This window comes from Nocardia sp. NPDC058480 (assembly GCF_042720495.1).
Lineage (GTDB): Bacteria > Actinomycetota > Actinomycetes > Mycobacteriales > Mycobacteriaceae > Nocardia.
In genome coordinates this window covers 231,604-245,755 of sequence record NZ_JBHXMN010000002.1, presented here as the reverse complement: position 1 = coordinate 245,755, position 14,152 = coordinate 231,604, and the positions used below count along the sequence as shown (strand labels likewise).

At 66.5% G+C, this 14,152-nt stretch carries 25 protein-coding genes; 3 read left to right on the top strand and 22 right to left on the bottom strand.

Going from position 1 to position 14,152, the window contains the following annotated elements; all coding sequences use genetic code 11:
- Positions 1–21 precede the first annotated feature (21 nt).
- The 19 genes from ACFWO8_RS06610 to ACFWO8_RS06520 all read right to left on the bottom strand — a co-directional run bounded on the left by ACFWO8_RS06610 (position 22) and on the right by ACFWO8_RS06520 (position 9,160).
- Positions 22–309, bottom strand: coding sequence for a hypothetical protein (locus ACFWO8_RS06610; protein ID WP_378944635.1), 288 nt, complete (start codon positions 307–309; stop codon positions 22–24).
- Positions 306–524, bottom strand: coding sequence for a hypothetical protein (locus ACFWO8_RS06605; protein WP_378944632.1), 219 nt, complete (start codon positions 522–524; stop codon positions 306–308). The genes ACFWO8_RS06610 and ACFWO8_RS06605 overlap by 4 nt, the downstream gene beginning before the upstream one ends.
- The gene (locus ACFWO8_RS06600; RefSeq protein ID WP_378944628.1) at positions 521–1,744 is read right to left on the bottom strand and encodes a hypothetical protein; all 1,224 of its coding nucleotides are present in this window, start codon (positions 1,742–1,744) and stop codon (positions 521–523) included. The genes ACFWO8_RS06605 and ACFWO8_RS06600 overlap by 4 nt, the downstream gene beginning before the upstream one ends.
- Positions 1,744–2,553, bottom strand: coding sequence for a BRO family protein (locus tag ACFWO8_RS06595; RefSeq protein WP_378944625.1), 810 nt, complete (start codon positions 2,551–2,553; stop codon positions 1,744–1,746). The genes ACFWO8_RS06600 and ACFWO8_RS06595 overlap by 1 nt, the downstream gene beginning before the upstream one ends.
- A complete protein-coding gene (locus ACFWO8_RS06590) occupies positions 2,550–2,957 on the bottom strand; it encodes an HNH endonuclease (protein ID WP_378944621.1) in 408 nt (135 codons plus the stop codon). The genes ACFWO8_RS06595 and ACFWO8_RS06590 overlap by 4 nt, the downstream gene beginning before the upstream one ends.
- Complete coding sequence (locus ACFWO8_RS06585; protein WP_378944618.1) at positions 2,954–3,850, bottom strand: ATP-binding protein; 897 nt, start codon at positions 3,848–3,850, stop codon at positions 2,954–2,956. The genes ACFWO8_RS06590 and ACFWO8_RS06585 overlap by 4 nt, the downstream gene beginning before the upstream one ends.
- Complete coding sequence (locus ACFWO8_RS06580; RefSeq protein WP_378944614.1) at positions 3,847–4,386, bottom strand: hypothetical protein; 540 nt, start codon at positions 4,384–4,386, stop codon at positions 3,847–3,849. The genes ACFWO8_RS06585 and ACFWO8_RS06580 overlap by 4 nt, the downstream gene beginning before the upstream one ends.
- Complete coding sequence (locus ACFWO8_RS06575; protein ID WP_378944611.1) at positions 4,376–4,558, bottom strand: hypothetical protein; 183 nt, start codon at positions 4,556–4,558, stop codon at positions 4,376–4,378. The genes ACFWO8_RS06580 and ACFWO8_RS06575 overlap by 11 nt, the downstream gene beginning before the upstream one ends.
- Positions 4,555–4,731 (bottom strand): hypothetical protein, encoded by a 177-nt coding sequence (locus ACFWO8_RS06570; RefSeq protein ID WP_378944608.1) that lies wholly within the window; start codon positions 4,729–4,731, stop codon positions 4,555–4,557. Before ACFWO8_RS06570 ends, ACFWO8_RS06575 begins: the two co-directional genes overlap by 4 nt.
- A complete protein-coding gene (locus ACFWO8_RS06565) occupies positions 4,728–6,149 on the bottom strand; it encodes a DNA cytosine methyltransferase (RefSeq protein ID WP_378944605.1) in 1,422 nt (473 codons plus the stop codon). The genes ACFWO8_RS06570 and ACFWO8_RS06565 overlap by 4 nt, the downstream gene beginning before the upstream one ends.
- Positions 6,146–6,514: a hypothetical protein gene (locus ACFWO8_RS06560; RefSeq protein WP_378944602.1), complete on the bottom strand. Its 369-nt coding sequence runs from the start codon at positions 6,512–6,514 to the stop codon at positions 6,146–6,148. The genes ACFWO8_RS06565 and ACFWO8_RS06560 overlap by 4 nt, the downstream gene beginning before the upstream one ends.
- Positions 6,514–6,795, bottom strand: coding sequence for a hypothetical protein (locus ACFWO8_RS06555; RefSeq protein WP_378944599.1), 282 nt, complete (start codon positions 6,793–6,795; stop codon positions 6,514–6,516). The genes ACFWO8_RS06560 and ACFWO8_RS06555 overlap by 1 nt, the downstream gene beginning before the upstream one ends.
- Positions 6,795–7,079 carry a hypothetical protein gene (locus ACFWO8_RS06550; protein WP_378944596.1) on the bottom strand — a complete coding sequence of 95 codons (285 nt, stop codon included), beginning with the start codon at positions 7,077–7,079 and terminating at the stop codon, positions 6,795–6,797. The genes ACFWO8_RS06555 and ACFWO8_RS06550 overlap by 1 nt, the downstream gene beginning before the upstream one ends.
- On the bottom strand, positions 7,076–7,348 hold the full coding sequence (locus ACFWO8_RS06545) for a hypothetical protein (protein WP_378944593.1): 273 nt from the start codon (positions 7,346–7,348) through the stop codon (positions 7,076–7,078). The genes ACFWO8_RS06550 and ACFWO8_RS06545 overlap by 4 nt, the downstream gene beginning before the upstream one ends.
- A complete protein-coding gene (locus ACFWO8_RS06540) occupies positions 7,345–7,596 on the bottom strand; it encodes a hypothetical protein (RefSeq protein WP_378944590.1) in 252 nt (83 codons plus the stop codon). Before ACFWO8_RS06540 ends, ACFWO8_RS06545 begins: the two co-directional genes overlap by 4 nt.
- Positions 7,593–7,868, bottom strand: a complete 276-nt coding sequence (locus tag ACFWO8_RS06535) for a hypothetical protein (protein WP_378944587.1) — start codon at positions 7,866–7,868, stop codon at positions 7,593–7,595. The genes ACFWO8_RS06540 and ACFWO8_RS06535 overlap by 4 nt, the downstream gene beginning before the upstream one ends.
- Positions 7,865–8,401 (bottom strand): hypothetical protein, encoded by a 537-nt coding sequence (locus ACFWO8_RS06530; protein WP_378944584.1) that lies wholly within the window; start codon positions 8,399–8,401, stop codon positions 7,865–7,867. Before ACFWO8_RS06530 ends, ACFWO8_RS06535 begins: the two co-directional genes overlap by 4 nt.
- Positions 8,402–8,765: 364 nt before the next feature.
- Positions 8,766–8,924, bottom strand: coding sequence for a hypothetical protein (locus tag ACFWO8_RS06525; RefSeq protein WP_378944581.1), 159 nt, complete (start codon positions 8,922–8,924; stop codon positions 8,766–8,768).
- Positions 8,921–9,160, bottom strand: coding sequence for a helix-turn-helix domain-containing protein (locus ACFWO8_RS06520; protein ID WP_378944578.1), 240 nt, complete (start codon positions 9,158–9,160; stop codon positions 8,921–8,923). Before ACFWO8_RS06520 ends, ACFWO8_RS06525 begins: the two co-directional genes overlap by 4 nt.
- Before the next feature lie 132 nt (positions 9,161–9,292).
- Between ACFWO8_RS06520 and ACFWO8_RS06515 the strand changes: the two genes are divergently transcribed.
- The 3 genes from ACFWO8_RS06515 (at position 9,293) to ACFWO8_RS06505 (ending at position 11,095) form a co-directional block, all read left to right on the top strand.
- Positions 9,293–9,562, top strand: coding sequence for a helix-turn-helix domain-containing protein (locus ACFWO8_RS06515; RefSeq protein ID WP_378944575.1), 270 nt, complete (start codon positions 9,293–9,295; stop codon positions 9,560–9,562).
- Between the two features lie 424 nt (positions 9,563–9,986).
- A complete protein-coding gene (locus ACFWO8_RS06510; protein ID WP_378944572.1) occupies positions 9,987–10,307 on the top strand; it encodes a helix-turn-helix domain-containing protein in 321 nt (106 codons plus the stop codon).
- 56 nt (positions 10,308–10,363) lie between these two features.
- Positions 10,364–11,095: a hypothetical protein gene (locus ACFWO8_RS06505; protein WP_378944569.1), complete on the top strand. Its 732-nt coding sequence runs from the start codon at positions 10,364–10,366 to the stop codon at positions 11,093–11,095.
- Here the strand turns inward: ACFWO8_RS06505 and ACFWO8_RS06500 are convergent.
- The 3 genes from ACFWO8_RS06500 to ACFWO8_RS06490 all read right to left on the bottom strand — a co-directional run bounded on the left by ACFWO8_RS06500 (position 11,088) and on the right by ACFWO8_RS06490 (position 14,138).
- Positions 11,088–12,536: a recombinase family protein gene (locus ACFWO8_RS06500; protein ID WP_378944566.1), complete on the bottom strand. Its 1,449-nt coding sequence runs from the start codon at positions 12,534–12,536 to the stop codon at positions 11,088–11,090. The genes ACFWO8_RS06505 and ACFWO8_RS06500 overlap by 8 nt on opposite strands.
- A gap of 150 nt (positions 12,537–12,686) precedes the next feature.
- On the bottom strand, positions 12,687–13,427 hold the full coding sequence (locus ACFWO8_RS06495; RefSeq protein WP_378944559.1) for an SDR family NAD(P)-dependent oxidoreductase: 741 nt from the start codon (positions 13,425–13,427) through the stop codon (positions 12,687–12,689).
- A 120-nt stretch (positions 13,428–13,547) separates the two neighbouring features.
- On the bottom strand, positions 13,548–14,138 hold the full coding sequence (locus ACFWO8_RS06490) for a TetR family transcriptional regulator C-terminal domain-containing protein (protein ID WP_378944556.1): 591 nt from the start codon (positions 14,136–14,138) through the stop codon (positions 13,548–13,550).
- Positions 14,139–14,152 lie beyond the last annotated feature (14 nt).

Genomic DNA, 14,152 nt, shown 5'->3' with positions numbered 1-14,152 from the left:
TCAGGGTCAGGGTGCGGCGGGTCATGCGGTGGCCTCGACAACCTCGTAGGTGGCCTCGAAGATGTCGGGCTTGCACGGGTAGAACTCGCCAGCGACACCGCGGATCACCCAGTCGCCTTCCCCGGCGGTCATCACGCCTTCGAGAGTGTCGATCTCCACGACGATCGGGCCACCACCTGTGTAGGTCTCACCCGCAGGGACTGCGACCCGACCGCCGCACCAGCGGGCAACCTCCTCGGGCGTGGTCCTGTTGTTGAGGTGCATGGCGTCGATGACGACTGGCTTCTTGCGGAACTTCTGCGGGGTCATCGGTTGTTCTCCTGGTCGGCTCGGATTGCTGCTGCCGCACGAGCACTGGGCTCGCGGACGGCGAAGTCGTGGTTCACGGCGGAGTCGGCGGTGCGAGACCACCGGCAGGGGCAGGCGACGGCGACATCGGCGTCCGGGGCGGACAGCCAGCCGTTGCGGCAGTTGTTGGGGCACGGCTGCTTGTCGACGCGCTCGCCGGTTCTGTCGTGGCTCATGAGACCGACCTCAGCGAGGGCGCATCGGGGGCTGAGTCGCCCTGTGCCGGATCAGAATCCGGTTCGGCACCCTCGGCCTTGTGCTCGCTGTAGATCTCACGCAGAGACCGACGCTGGGTGCGGGCGACGTGATCGCAGACCGTGGTGCCGCGGTAGCCCTCGGCGTCGCACATGGTGCAGTTGGCGATCTCGGCAGCACGGACATCGGCGGCCGCCTGACGGGCCACTGCCTTCTGCTCGGCCTGCCACCGTGCGCGCTCGGCTTCCCACTGCTTCCGCGCCCGGCGGGCTTCTCCGCACGGATGGCAGTTCTCGGGCGTGCCGTCCGGGTGCAGGGAGCAGGTGCCGGGAGGGCGCTGGAGCTCGGCCGCCGCGGCGACGAGCGCCATGTACTCCTCGGCCAGCGCTTCGCAGTCGGTGCAGTTGTCGACCCACTGCCCGGCGTGCTCGTCGTGGAACTTCTTGCGAGGAGCCGGATTGGGGGTGGGGGGAATCGAGTCGGATTCGCGCGCGTAGTGAGGTACCCCAGTAACGCCCCCACTAGTGGTGCCTGGTGTTAGGTGCTTGGTGCCTGGGGATGTGGACCGAATCGGATCCGCGATGTCGTTACCAATCCGATTACTAATCCCGTTGGTATTGATCAGGTCAGATGACCCCGAATCGGACCGTTCCTGATCACCAACCGGATTGGTGATCTGATTGGTAATCCCGTTGGTGATCGGATCAGCAACGGCGGTGTCCTCCAGCGCGGTTCGCGACATCAGCCACGCCAGCTGCTCACCCGAGTTCGACACCGGACTCGTCCACGAGGAGAACTCCGGCGAGACGGCGTGAACGTCGCGCACCGCCGTCACCACCGCGGCCTTGGCCGCCGGGGACGCGACGTCCCCGTACGCCCTCACGACCGCGACAGCCATCTTCGGATTGCGCAGCAGCTCGTCCCACAGGATGTGCTTGCGCATCAGGATCTCTTCGGTGCCCTCGTCGATCACCGCGAACCCACGCTCGACCAGCTCGGCGCCAGCAGTCCGGATCTCCTCCACTGACAGTCCCGATCGAACTGTCAGCCGCGCGGGGCGCCAGTCGGCCCGGCCGCAGAAGGAGATGCCGCCGTGCTGGCGCAGCACGTAGTCCAGGAGCTTCGCGTGCGGGCCCAGCGCCAGGTAGTCGTCTTGATCCCACACGGCATACGGCGTGCGTCCGTATCGTCCACCGGTCATCAGGACACCGCCAGCAGGGACATCTGCCCGTTGCCACCGAGGCGCTTGTGCAGCTCGGCCAGACCCTTGGTCGTTATCCGTATCGTCGGCGCGGGCATGCGCATCTCACCGGACGACTCGTGCAGGAACGGAGAGCCCAGCTTCTCGGTCAGGCGACCGTTGTCGACCTGGGTCTGGTACGCCTTCCACGCTGCGGCGCCGCGGTCGCGGTAGATCCAGCCCTCGCCCTGCATGAACTTGAACAGGCGGTCGCGGCCGATGGTGATGTTCGGATCGCGGGACAGGACCTTCGCCGCGTCGGCCACCGCGTAATCACCAGTGGACTCAGCGAGGTGCGACCACGCAGACGCCGGCGCTTCGAGTGCGCGAGCGTGGTTCTCAGCTTCGAGGCGGGCAGCGTGCTCAGACTCGGCGCGCTCCTCCGCGGCGACGAGCTGGCGCGCGTACTCCAGCGGGGTGAGACGCTCGACCGACTGCGCAGGCTGTCCGTAGCCGCCGGTCTGCCGGATCGCGGGCAGCACCTCGTGGGTGATCCATCGGCGGAACCGCTTCGCCTCCGCCTTCCGGCTGCGGATGATCAGCGAGTAGAGGCCTGCCTCGGTGACCGTGACCATCTGCTGCGTGCCGGAGGGGGTCTCAACATTCCTTAGACCCCGCTCGTCGTCGTCGAGTCCGGCGACGGCGGCACTCGGGTTGCTGTGCTCCAGGATTCGGCAGACGTCGGAGGCGACGAACTCGGGCTCGCCGTCGACCACAACGGTGCGCACGATGGCGTCGTCGTAGGTGAAGGGCATCAGGTTGGCGCTCATGCTGTCGCCTCCTTCGGTTCGATGGTGGTGCCGTCGTCGGCGAGCAGGACCAGGCCGTGGAGGCGGGATCGAATAGGTATGCGCGGCAGATCCGCAGCCTTCGACACCAGCCACCCGTCCACCTCGGCGGCAGTGCGCTGGTTCTCGATGTGGTCGTGGCACGAGCGGCACAGCGCGACGATCCCGGACGGTTGGTTGAGGCGAGGATCGCGGCTACCGCCCATCCCGCGGGGTCGGCGGTGATGTGGATCGCCGCCGTTGCGCCCGAAGAACGGAGTGGCGCAGCGTTCGCAGCGACCCATGCAGCGGGCGCGGACGAGGTCGAGGACTTCCTCGACCGGGCGGGTGCGTCGAGGCTGCTTGGACCGAGGCGCGGGTTTCGGGCAGGCGCGGCGGGTCGTCATGCGCCACCGTCCGGGGCGCTCATCTTCACCGCGGTGGCGCGCTTGCGCAGGAAATCGCCCAGCACCGTGGGGTATCCGAGGTCATCGACCATCGGCGCCCCCTCGAGCTGATGCTCGACGACCTCCTCGAACAGCTCCTTCAATCCCTCGACGGTGTCGAGTTCCAGTGCGCGACCGCGGTACTCCGACACCGAGGGGACCTGCTTGCCTTCGGCGAGGAACGCAGCGACCGAGGCAGCCAACTCCATGCCCGGCTTCTCGAAGGTGAGACCGGTCTCCACGCCCTCGATGCGCGACTTCGACACCGTCAGGGTGTTAGTCAGGTCGAGGTCGCCGATGAGGTCGAATTCGTATTCGATGCCCTCGCGCTGGACCGGCTTCGTGCCGACCCTGGTCGGCTCCTGCTTGCCTCGCTCGTTCTTCTCCAGCACGTACTCCTGCTTGGTGCGCAGGGTGATGATGACGTGGCCGGGGTAGGCGAGGATCGCGTCGATCATCCGCTGTTCCTCGGGGCGGACTACCTTCCAGCCCGAGGTGAACTTGTTTGCCCCGCCGCGCTTGTCGACCTGCTCGAGCATCCCGTCCTTGCCCTCCCAGTAGTGGGAGAGCGAGTCGATGATCAGAGCGTCGAAGCCGCCGCCGGCGGCCTTGCCGAGGTGGTCGGTCAGTGACAGCGGGGAGTAGGAGGTGGGCTTGATGGTCTTGAACTGCCAGCCGTTGCGGCCGACGTACAGCGACGCCTTGCCGCGCTCGGTGTCGATGACGGCGACCTTCTCCCCCAGCCCGAACGCCAGCATCAGCGCGGTATAGGTCTTACCCGCACCGGCCGGACCGGTCAGTGCGATGCGCGCCTTGGCGGCGTCCTTGGTTGCGTCCTCGAAGTCCACGCTCACGCCTCGATTCCGAGCAGCGAGACCGGGGACCCTGCGAACAGCTGGCGCACCACGTACTCGGCGGCGATCTCCTTGTTCGCGGACACCACTCCCCGCGGGACACGCAGCTCCACGCCGGGAATCGGACGGCCGTTCACCGCCTGGGCTTGGGCCTGCTTGTACAGGTAGGCGGGGATCTCGGTGACCATGGTGAACAGGTCGTCGCGGCCGGAGTCCTTGAGCAGGGCGAGGATCTCGCCCATGTCGCCGAGCTCGACGCGGGTGTCGAGCTTGTCCGGGTACTGGGTGCGGATCCAGTCGTCGAGGGCATCCTGATCCACGACCTTCGGCACCGGCTTCGGGTCGGACTTGGTGACCTTGCCCAGCTTCACGTCGTCACCGTTGCGGGCCGGGATGGTCGTGCCCTTCGCCATCTGCTCGTCGGCGATCCCCTTGGCACGCTCGAACTCCTCCTGCGCCAAGTCACAGACGGTCTTGAGCAGCACGATCTTGTACGCCAGGTCAGCGTCTGTATACGCCTGGATCTCAGTGGACATGCGTCGCCTCCTGGGCTGCGTCGATGAGGGCCAGGCCGATGCTCGTGGCCATTTCGGGGGTGTAGGTGTTGAGGCTCAGCAGCTGCGACGCGTGCAGGATCGCGAGGGTGACGCCGCCGTCCTGCGTGTCAACCTCAGTGCTGCCGAAACCGTGCGCGAACGTCTTCTTCACTGCTCCTCCTCGGCGGCACGGATGAGGGCCTGGCCGATGAGCACGGCGGTCGCCCGGCTGTAGGTGGTGCGGTGGGCTGGAAGCTCGCCGTCGTAGCCCTCGATGGCGACGCGGCCGTCCGGCTCGGTGGCGATACGGGTGGAGGACCGACCATCCGGGAAGTCGGCGATCATGCGGCCACCCCCAGCGCTTCAGCTACCGCGTGGCCGAGATCGCGGGCGTTCGGCGGGCACACGGCGTTGCCCGCTTGGCGAACCTGGGCGCGCTTGCTGCCGAGCAGCACATACTCGGCGGGGAATGCCATGCCTGCGGCGATCTCGTGCGGCTCCAGCATCCGGAACAGGCAGTCGTCCACCGCCGGGGTGTCAGCCTCAGCGAGGTAGTGGTGAACGCCAGCGGCGGCAAAGGTGTCGAGCGGTTCGCTCACAGCCTTCGGGGTGTTGTTGTTGCGCAGCGGCACGATGAACGCGAACCGGTCAGTCGCGGTCATGGTCCGATGCGGCTCGCTCGTCGGCCGCCCGACACCGGTGCCGTAGTACGGCACGAGCAGCGCGGTCTCGTTACGGGTCGTCATGGTGCGCATCGGATCTGCGGCCGAGCGAGGCTCCTTGCCGTCGCGTCCCTCGACGGGAATCAGCAGCGCGTCGGTGTCGCGCGTGGTGCGCGCGGGCATCGGCTCGCCCAGTGTGGTTGCGCCATCGCGCCACGTCCCACCAGCGGGCACCAGCATCGGCTCGCGGAACTTCCGCAGACCCGCCTCGATCCGCGCGATCGTCTTGGCTGCCAACGGCTTCGCGCGGTCGCCGATCCGCTCACCCTCGATGGACCAGTCGATCGCCGCCGACGCAGGCAACCATCCAGGTTCGATGATGCTGTTGCGGCACGCCACCCGAGGGCAACGCCAGTTGTACTGCGCCCGGTACCGGCCCCACGGTGACGGCTTCTTCCAGGACTGGATCGCCTGCACCGTCTCGTCGCAGGTGGGGCAGTACGCCATCGGCCGAGTCCAGCGATCGAGGTCCGGCGCCTTGTCACCGTCGCGGTGGAACACCACGTACATCCGGTCACGGGACTGCGGTGCGGGACTGCCGCCGGCCTGGGCGTGCATGCTGTTGCTGTAGACGATGCGGTGCTTGTAGCCGAGCAAGGTCATGGCCTGCAGCCAGGCCGGGAACATCACCCACTTCGCCGCATCGACGACGTTCTCGGTGATGATCGCCCGGTACATGTGCCGTTCGGCGAACCGCGGCACATCCCACATCGTGGCCCTGCTGCGCTCGGCCGCCTCGTCGGGCAACACCTCGCCGAACAGATCCGGCGTCGCGTCGACGTTGCGCTTGCGACCACGGGCCTGGGAATGGTTGGTGCACTCCGGCGACGCCCACAGGACATCAGTGCGGGGAAACGTGCGCGGGTCGACGGCGTGGATGTCGGCCCGCTTGTGGTCCACGGTCGGGTGATTGGCGCCGTGCGAATCCAGAGCGAGCTGCCAATGGTTGGCGGCGACGATGATCTCGAAGCCTTCGGCCATCGTCAGCCCGGTGGTCGAACCGCCAGCACCACAGAACATGTCGGTCACAGTGAGCGTCACGCGATTGCCTCCAGGTCGTCGGGCACTGCGAATCCCCAGCGCTGCAAGGTGCGATAACCGGACTGATAGCCGCGCATGATCCAGCGCAGGGCAGCCAGGTGGCCGAGGCCGAGCAACTCGCGAGCGAAGGCGTAGTCGTGGTGCGCGCACCGGATCTGATCGAGGGTGTCGAGCTTGCGAAGGACCCCCGGCCAAACTGCCGACCTCGGCAGCGTCAACGGATGCGGGATCCCCGCCGCTCGTGGCAGCGACATCTCCACCACCCATGCCGAGTAGTCCTCGCTCGGCTCTGCCTGCACCGTCATTCCCGCAGGGAGAATGCCGAGCTCAGTGAAGGTGTCGGTGCGGATCTTGATGGCATGCATCAGCGGCCCGCCCGTCGTGCTGCGTCCCGGCACTTCGCCGAGCAGAACTTGCCCAGGCCGAACTTGCCGGACACCGTGGCGAGCGACAGCGGCCCACTGCATTCGGCGCACCCGCTCGGGCGGCCCGTGTCCTCGGCCAGGCCGAGCATGATCAGCAGGTCGGCGCAGTCGCCGGCATCGGTGGCGTGCCGGGCGACGGTCAGCCGTGCGGCCTCGGCCACCTCGGGCGCGAAGCCGTCGGCTACGTCGAGGCCCGCGATCATGTCGAAGTCGTCAGCCATCACGCCACCCCCAGATCACGAGCAATCTGCAGGTCGCGCAGGTGGTCGGGGTCGGGGGTGCGGTCGGTCTCGACCGGCTCGTCATCGTCGTCGGCCTGGTCGTCGATATCGAAGGCGGCGATATAGGCGCGGATCGCCTGCAGCCCAGCCCTAGGCGCGGGCAACTTGGCTCGCGCAGGGTTTGCCCGCAGGTCAGCACGCACCAGCATCACGAAGACCCAGACGACACCGACCAGGGTGGCGCCGACAATGACGCACTGGATGAGATGGGCAACGCTATTCATCGGGTCACCCCTTCGCTGGCGGCCTGGCGACGCGCGGCAACCTCGATCACGGTCTGGTCGAACAGCTTGTTGCGCAGCTCATTGCGTTCTCGGCGGAAGGTGTCGCGCTCGGTGGTGAGCCGCTTGACCTTCCCGAGCAGGCGGGTGACCCGCTGCGCGTCGGTGAGGTCACCGTCGAGGCACGCCGGGTGCGGCGGGATCTGCGCCTCCAGCTCCTCGATCCGAGCCTGCAGCGCAGCGATCTCAGTGGGGTCGGTATCGGTGCTCACTGCGCCTCCTTCGCCAGGGCAAGGCGAGCAACGGCTTCGGTGAGCAGCGCGGCGAGAGTCTCGTGGTCGAACTCGTCACGGATGTTCTGCGCGAGGGCGATCATGTGGCTCATGCCGTCGACCTGGCCGTCGCAGTCACATGAGAAGTGCGCCTCGAGCAGGCACCCGACGATGTGGTCGAGCTGGGCGGAGACGTCGGCGCGGATCTGGTCGTACTCGGCGACCATCGCGGGATCGGGCCAGCTCATCGCGCACCGCCGATCGGCAACGCGAAGTCCAGCTCCGGACGCCGGCGGGCAGGACGCGGCTCCGGCCGGTCCCAACCCTGCACCTCGGCAGGGTCGACGCCGTCAGCCAGCTGGGCGAGGACCCACCGTGGGTACTGCGCGGTCGGGTACTCTGCTGGGCTCACCTGCGGCGGCACGTCCATCGCGTCGATGCGGGCGAGCATGTCTTTGACGGTCTCGCGGTTCTCGGCGAAGGCGTGGCGGGCATGGCGCCCGAAGATGCGGCGGATCATCCCAGCACCGCCTCGACCCAGGCCTGCTCGCCCTTGGCCAGCTTGATGTCGACCCGGCCGCGCAGTCGGAAGTTCTCCTCGATCAGCCGGTCTCGATCCGACATCTTGATCAGGGCGTCGGTCGCCAGGTGTGCCAGCCGCTCGACGTCGAGCGTGCGCATGTGGGCGAGGATCGCCTCGCGGTCACCGGAGTTGGCCAGGTGTCGAGCGGTGTCGGCGATCAGCGAATCGATTGCGCGACTGCTGTCGTCCGCGACGGATTCACCCTCGATGGTCAGGCGCTCGACCAGGCGACGGGCGAGGGATGTCAGGCCGGCTACGTCATCGAGGCGGACGCGAGCGAAATGCTCGCACAGCCAGTGGTGATCCTCGCCGTAGCCGTTCGTGATCAGAGTGCTGTCAGCGATCGCGATGCCGGTGCGCGTGAGGTTGGCGCGAACTCGAACGTCGCGGTTGCCGACGTCGTACAAGAACCCGGAGAGGCTGTGCGCGATCTCCGCGCGGGTCTTCGTGGCAGGATTGGGTTGCGTCATTGGTAGACTCCTTGTCGAGCGAGTGATGCACGGCCGTCGGGTTGCCCCCCGGCGGCCGAACTCGTTTACGGGGTGGTGAAGTTGGTGGGCCCTGCCGAGTTGGGATCGGCAGGGCCATCCCCGCGTCTGGGCTTCACGAGCACCAGACGCGAGAAAGTCGGGTTCGTTCCCCGCCGGATGCGCGGCGTGCGACGGCTAGCAGCAGTCACGGCGGGGAGCGACCCACCCGCGTCGGCGGCAGGGGCCTGCGCCGGGCGGGGGTACTTGGACAGGCCACGCACGATGCGGGCGAAGGCCCAGCAGATCGCGGCGGCCGCGAGGCACCAGAGACCTACTGCGAGAAGGCCATAGCCGAGGGTCGCGCTCATGCCGCGGCCTCCCGGTTCTGGGCGCGGGACTTGCGCGCGTACTGCCGCATCAGCCGGACGGCTGGCTCAAGGTCGGCAGGGGTGAAGTGCTTCATCTGCTCGTCGATCCACGCCTGCATCTCCGGCGGGACGTCCTCGCGGCGCAGGGCGGTCATGCCGCATCCTCGGCGGTCGGCTTGACCTCATCGAGCATTGAGGACGGGAGGACCCGGAGCGCACGCGCAATCCGGATCAACTGCCCGACGCGGGGGTCGACAAGCCCGCGCTCAAATCGGTTGATGGAATTCGCGCTGATGCCCGAGCGCTGCGCAAGCTCGCTCTGGGTGATCCCGGACCTAGCACGGGCCGCCCGCAGATTCGCGGACACCCATCCGGTTGACTTGATCTCCATGATTGACAGTCAATCACCCAATTGGGTGTACGTCAACACACATTAGGTGTGTTGGCGTATGCAAGATTGCATACCAGGTCAACCGCGTGTCCAGGGTTGCCTAATCACCTATTTGGGGGTCACAATCACCCAATGAGCGCAGGAGATGACAGAGTCGCGCCCGGTGCCGCCCAGATCGAGGCAGCCCAGAAGGCCGTTGCGGCTCACCTTCGGGCAGAGCGCGCACGGGCAGACCTAAAACAGTCCGAACTCGCCGCAGCAGCCGGGCTGAGCACCAACACGATCAGCAGAATCGAGACCGGAACGCGGGACATGACACTAAGTCAGTTGGTCGCCATCTCAGCCGCGCTCGGCGTAAGTGCCGGCGCCTTCATAGACGCGGCCCAAGCCTCAATGAAGTAGCCGACTCGCCTTTACGCCCCGCGCGTTCGCGGTGGCGATAAGTGCCGCAACACCGTCGAACCTTGGGCATTCCACCCCAGCCCACCCCGTCGCGCACTGCGCGCTTCCACCCGGAAGGTGTGACGTGATGCCCGCTTGAGTAGTAACCGCGGGCCCGGGATGCGTCGTCGAATCCCGACCTGGCGCTGAATCTTTCACTGAGAACCCCTCGTAACTCATCGCCCCGATCCGCGACCCCCGGTCGGTGCACCAATATTCCGAACCCTAGTCCGCTTTATGTTTCGAGTACACAAATACGGGTACTCGGCGCGTCACATTTCGATAACTGCGCCATATCCAAGGGATAGCTACTCCGCTATGTCAAGATGCTGGAACAGTCATATGACTGCGCACACACGCAAGGTCACGATTCTAGGAGAGGCGTGTGACAAGTTTGGAACAGCCGAAGGACCGTCGCCGGAAACTCCGTGTCGCACATGCGATTACGATCCAGATGCATCGCGAGGCAGCCGACCTGACTCAACGCCAGCTAGCCAAGCTGGCAGACATCCACCTCGGCGTCTTGCGCAACATCGAGCAGGGAGTTCGACCCGTAACCGCGCCGGAGATGGATAGCATTGCGCACGTCCTGGGAATAGAGCCAGAAGTCCTCACTATCGAGGGGCGGCAACGGATCGCGCGAGGCGAGATCCCCGATCGCGCACAGCGTGCCGCTGACGTATGGCGAACCGCGCTCGGTGACTGAAAGATTCCCACACAATTGCCGATCGATAACCAGACATTTCCGTTAGCCTACGGAAGATGATGTTCGCTATTCTTCCGGTCGCCGTGCTGGCTGTGCTTGTGCGCCTAGCGCTTCGGCACGACACCCGCCAAGAGACGATGTGGGTATTCACCGCAGGACTGACCGCACTTGTCGCAGGCTGCGTACTCGGTACCGAGTACGTCGGGGATCACGGAATCGATGAAGCAGCATCGGATCTGTTCGGCGAGAACATCTCCGACCTCTTGCGGAGCGTGTACCTGGTGGCGGGATGCGCATGCATCGGCCTGCCCGCACTGCACGGAATCTACAGCGAATGGGCGCCGGACTCCCTGGCCGACTACCGCCGACGGTGGCTCATCGCCTGCGCAGTCGCCGGCCTCATCCTCATCATCACGTCACGAGCGGGGCTGGCGCTCACGGTCCCGGTCAGCGACGAGCTCGAGCTCCTCGACGTCGCGAGCGGAATCTACAGCGCCACCTTCTACGCCGTGGCCGGGGTGACCGGCGCGCTGATCGCCATTGCCTCGGTGTTGACAGTCCGCCTCGATGGGTGGCGGGTCGTGCCTGTCGCCACCGGCCTGGTCGGCGTGCTGGGCGCCAGCAGTGCGGCGGTCACGCTCCTCCTGCTGCTGACGCACCGAGAGTGGCTCGCGGCGAATCACACTGCAGTGACCACCGGATGGGCGCTGCCGTTGATCGGGATCCTCGCCGCGGCAGGACTGTGGGGGATCGTTCGCGCGGCCATAGCGGACAACGGGGCTACCTGATCTCGCTCAGCACGCCGACCGGGCGCGCATCCACATACAGCGCGGTCAGACAATTCCGTTCAGCCCGCGGAACCGGTTTGATGATGACCCGCATCGTGTGCCGAATGACGTTCCGCTTCTCGTCGATGGTCAGCCTGGGCCACGTCGCCCGGGGCCCGTCCGCGATCAACCGCCAGATCTCCGACGGCACCGACGATGTCACCTTGTCGATCCGCTCCTGCACCTTTCGGATCTCCTCCTCAACCCCTACCGTGTACGCCCCGACCGACTCGGCGCTCAGACGCCTGCGCCCTGCGTCCTTGCAGAACTCGGCCAGTCCTGCTCGTAGCTCTGCGATCTGGGCCAGGTCAGCATCGATCGTCACCTCGTCATCGTCGTCGCGGGCCGCGAGCGCGGCAGCCGTTTCCGGGCGCTCCAGTAGCTGGAACAGCAGTTCCTCGACATGATCGTCAACGTCCTGCACCGTGCGCGAGACGTGCCCGAGCGAGCAGCGATACTTGGGAAACTTCACCCGCCCACTCGGCAGCCGAACGGCGACCCGTTTCGACCAGCAGACACCACACTCTGCGTTGTACGACAGCAGATACCGGGTCTCGGTACCGCGGTGCGTCTTTCGTTTCGGGTCGGTGAGGATCTCACGGACCCGCTCGTGTGTCTCCATGTCGAGGATCGGTTCCCAGGTTCCGGGTCCGTACACCTTCCCGTAGTAGGTGCGGATGCCCGCATACGTGGGGTTCAGAAGCAGCTGGCGGAGCGCGGTGTAGTCCTTGATCCCCTCACCTCCGGCAGCGGGCCATCGGACTGCGAACCCCTGCCACACCGCGTGCATCGTGATGCCGGCGACGATCTCGCCTGCCGCCCACTGGATGACCTTGGCCTGCTCCTCGATCGGCTCGCGCCGGACAGCCTTGCCGGTGCGCGGATCCCGGATGATCGTGTAGCCGTGAGCCAACTTGCCGTGCGCCTTGCCGTCCTCGAGCGCGGACTGTATCCCGCGAGACACGGCCTCGCTGATGTCGTCTGACTGCTCCTCGGCACGCGTCGCATCCGCGTTCGCGGCACGGCGGTCCGCCGCCTTCGAGAGATCGTAGGTCCGGCCGCCGTACCGCCAGTGCGTCCCGGTGTCGATGCACAACCGGCGAAGCGGCACATAGTCGTCGAGATCGCGGTGGGCGCGGTTGTTGGCGAACGTCCACAGCCCGTCGACCTCGCCGGACCGGATCAGGTTCTGGGTGTCGGCGAATCCGGGCCGCTCCTGCACGCGCCGATACCGACTGGCCGAGAGGTTGTCCTTGAACACCGCGACCACAGTCCCGCCGATGGCCGCGATGTCTCGCCGTCCGACCTTCTCCTGATCGGCGACGCTCTTGTCACCGGGGCCAGACTTCCGCACGTACAGCACGAACCTTGCCTGACCTGCACTGTTGTCGACGAGATGCATGAATCCGATAATACCCCCTATTGACAGATAACTTTGATGTTCACGTACGGCATGACGGTGTCCTTTCGCGATGGTGCAGCTACTACAGGATGACCCGGGATCGTGCTGCTGCGGGCCCGAACCCGTTGTGCGCGAGCAGCTCTCGCCGATTCAGCCAGCTCGACCGGTAACGAACCCACCGTCGACGGGCAGGATATGGCCGGTGACGAACTGGGCGTCGATGAGATACAGCACGGCCGCTGTGGTGTCGGCGACCTCGCCGATCCGGTTCAGTAGCGCCAGCGCTCCCGACGCGCGCTCGTCACCGTCTCCGAAGAGCGGGGTGCGGATGATGCCGGGAGCCACCGCGTTCACCCGGATTCCGGCGGCGGCGAGTTCGGCGGCCAGGCTGGTGGTGAGCGCGTGCACGCCGCCCTTGCTGATGAGCGCGGCCGAGGCCGGCAGACCGGCCAGCGCGTGGTCGATCAGAACCGTGCCGATGTTGACGACGCTGCCGCCCGTGCCCTGGGCGAGCAGCTGCCGAACGACGGCCTGCGTGGTGAAGTAGGTGCCCTTGAGGTTGCCGCCGAGATAGCGATCGAGTTCGGCCTCGGTGACGTCGACGAACGGCGTGGCACCGAAGACGCCCGCGCTGTTGATCAGCGCGTCGACCCGGCCGAACCGATCGAGCGCGATGCGCACGTACGCCGAACCCGTCGCGGGCGAGGCGATGTCACCGACCACCGTAGCCACCCGTTCGGGCGCGGCCAGTTCGGCGGCGACCTCGGCGAGCTTGTCCGCGTCGCGCCCGCCGAGGACGACATTGTCACCGCGGGCGACGAGCGCACGGGCGACATCACGCCCGATGCCGCTGGAACCACCGGTCACGACGACCGTCTTCGATGTGGACATGAACTGATCCTTTCGGGAAACAATATACGACCGGTCGTCTTGGAATGGCGACCGAAAGGAAACCGACCCGTAGGCCGACGGTGCTGGTCAGGTCGACACCAGAGAAGGTGCCGACAGGAGTTACGGCCGGAAGTAGTCGTCGAGCAGGCGGCGCAGACACTTGTCGAGCGGCTCGACGGTGCGGTCGATCTTCATCCGGATCACCGCACCCTCCCAGGATTCGAGCAGCAGATCCGCCAGATCCACGGCGTCGATATCGGCGCGGACAGTGCCCTGCGCCTGCGCCTCGCGCAGCGCGGTGGCCACGCCGTCACGCCACGCACCCCAGGCGCTCGACAGCGAATTCCGCAGCAGCTCACTGCCTTCCAGTTCCGCGCCGAGGTTGGCGATCAGGCAGCCGCCGGTGTATTCGGCGGTGACGAAATCCTCGGTCATGGCCGCGAAGAAGACGCGGATGCCACTGAGCGGGTCCGGCGCCGCGTCGAAGGCGGCGGCGAGGTTGCGCTGCACGCACAGCGAGTGATGCTCGATGATCGCCTGCGCGAAGCTCTCTTTGCTGTCGAAGTAGTTGTAGAACGAACCTTTCGGCACCCCGACCTTGTCGAGCACCTGCTTGATACCGGTGCCGTGGTAACCCTGCGACAGCAGGCCGACGGCACCCTCCTCGATGAGGAGAGCTCGCGTGTCGTCGCTGCGCCGTGGTCGTGCCATGCGGTAAACTATAC

Excerpts from the sequence above, each read along its gene's own strand:
- ACFWO8_RS06560 (WP_378944602.1), bottom strand. The coding sequence starts at position 6,514 with ATGCATGCCATCAAGATCCGCACCGACACCTTCACTGAGCTCGGCATT.
- ACFWO8_RS06610 (WP_378944635.1), bottom strand. The coding sequence starts at position 309 with ATGACCCCGCAGAAGTTCCGCAAGAAGCCAGTCGTCATCGACGCCATG.
- ACFWO8_RS06525 (WP_378944581.1), bottom strand. The coding sequence starts at position 8,924 with ATGACCGCCCTGCGCCGCGAGGACGTCCCGCCGGAGATGCAGGCGTGG.
- ACFWO8_RS06490 (WP_378944556.1), bottom strand. The coding sequence starts at position 14,138 with ATGGCACGACCACGGCGCAGCGACGACACGCGAGCTCTCCTCATCGAG.
- ACFWO8_RS06605 (WP_378944632.1), bottom strand. The coding sequence starts at position 524 with ATGAGCCACGACAGAACCGGCGAGCGCGTCGACAAGCAGCCGTGCCCC.
- ACFWO8_RS06550 (WP_378944596.1), bottom strand. The coding sequence starts at position 7,079 with ATGAATAGCGTTGCCCATCTCATCCAGTGCGTCATTGTCGGCGCCACC.
- ACFWO8_RS06505 (WP_378944569.1), top strand. The coding sequence starts at position 10,364 with ATGATGTTCGCTATTCTTCCGGTCGCCGTGCTGGCTGTGCTTGTGCGC.
- ACFWO8_RS06540 (WP_378944590.1), bottom strand. The coding sequence starts at position 7,596 with ATGAGCTGGCCCGATCCCGCGATGGTCGCCGAGTACGACCAGATCCGC.
- ACFWO8_RS06495 (WP_378944559.1), bottom strand. The coding sequence starts at position 13,427 with ATGTCCACATCGAAGACGGTCGTCGTGACCGGTGGTTCCAGCGGCATC.
- ACFWO8_RS06515 (WP_378944575.1), top strand. The coding sequence starts at position 9,293 with ATGAGCGCAGGAGATGACAGAGTCGCGCCCGGTGCCGCCCAGATCGAG.
- ACFWO8_RS06520 (WP_378944578.1), bottom strand. The coding sequence starts at position 9,160 with ATGGAGATCAAGTCAACCGGATGGGTGTCCGCGAATCTGCGGGCGGCC.
- ACFWO8_RS06600 (WP_378944628.1), bottom strand. The coding sequence starts at position 1,744 with ATGACCGGTGGACGATACGGACGCACGCCGTATGCCGTGTGGGATCAA.
- ACFWO8_RS06580 (WP_378944614.1), bottom strand. The coding sequence starts at position 4,386 with ATGTCCACTGAGATCCAGGCGTATACAGACGCTGACCTGGCGTACAAG.
- ACFWO8_RS06500 (WP_378944566.1), bottom strand. The coding sequence starts at position 12,536 with ATGCATCTCGTCGACAACAGTGCAGGTCAGGCAAGGTTCGTGCTGTAC.
- ACFWO8_RS06530 (WP_378944584.1), bottom strand. The coding sequence starts at position 8,401 with ATGACGCAACCCAATCCTGCCACGAAGACCCGCGCGGAGATCGCGCAC.
- ACFWO8_RS06535 (WP_378944587.1), bottom strand. The coding sequence starts at position 7,868 with ATGATCCGCCGCATCTTCGGGCGCCATGCCCGCCACGCCTTCGCCGAG.
- ACFWO8_RS06590 (WP_378944621.1), bottom strand. The coding sequence starts at position 2,957 with ATGACGACCCGCCGCGCCTGCCCGAAACCCGCGCCTCGGTCCAAGCAG.
- ACFWO8_RS06595 (WP_378944625.1), bottom strand. The coding sequence starts at position 2,553 with ATGAGCGCCAACCTGATGCCCTTCACCTACGACGACGCCATCGTGCGC.
- ACFWO8_RS06555 (WP_378944599.1), bottom strand. The coding sequence starts at position 6,795 with ATGGCTGACGACTTCGACATGATCGCGGGCCTCGACGTAGCCGACGGC.
- ACFWO8_RS06570 (WP_378944608.1), bottom strand. The coding sequence starts at position 4,731 with ATGATCGCCGACTTCCCGGATGGTCGGTCCTCCACCCGTATCGCCACC.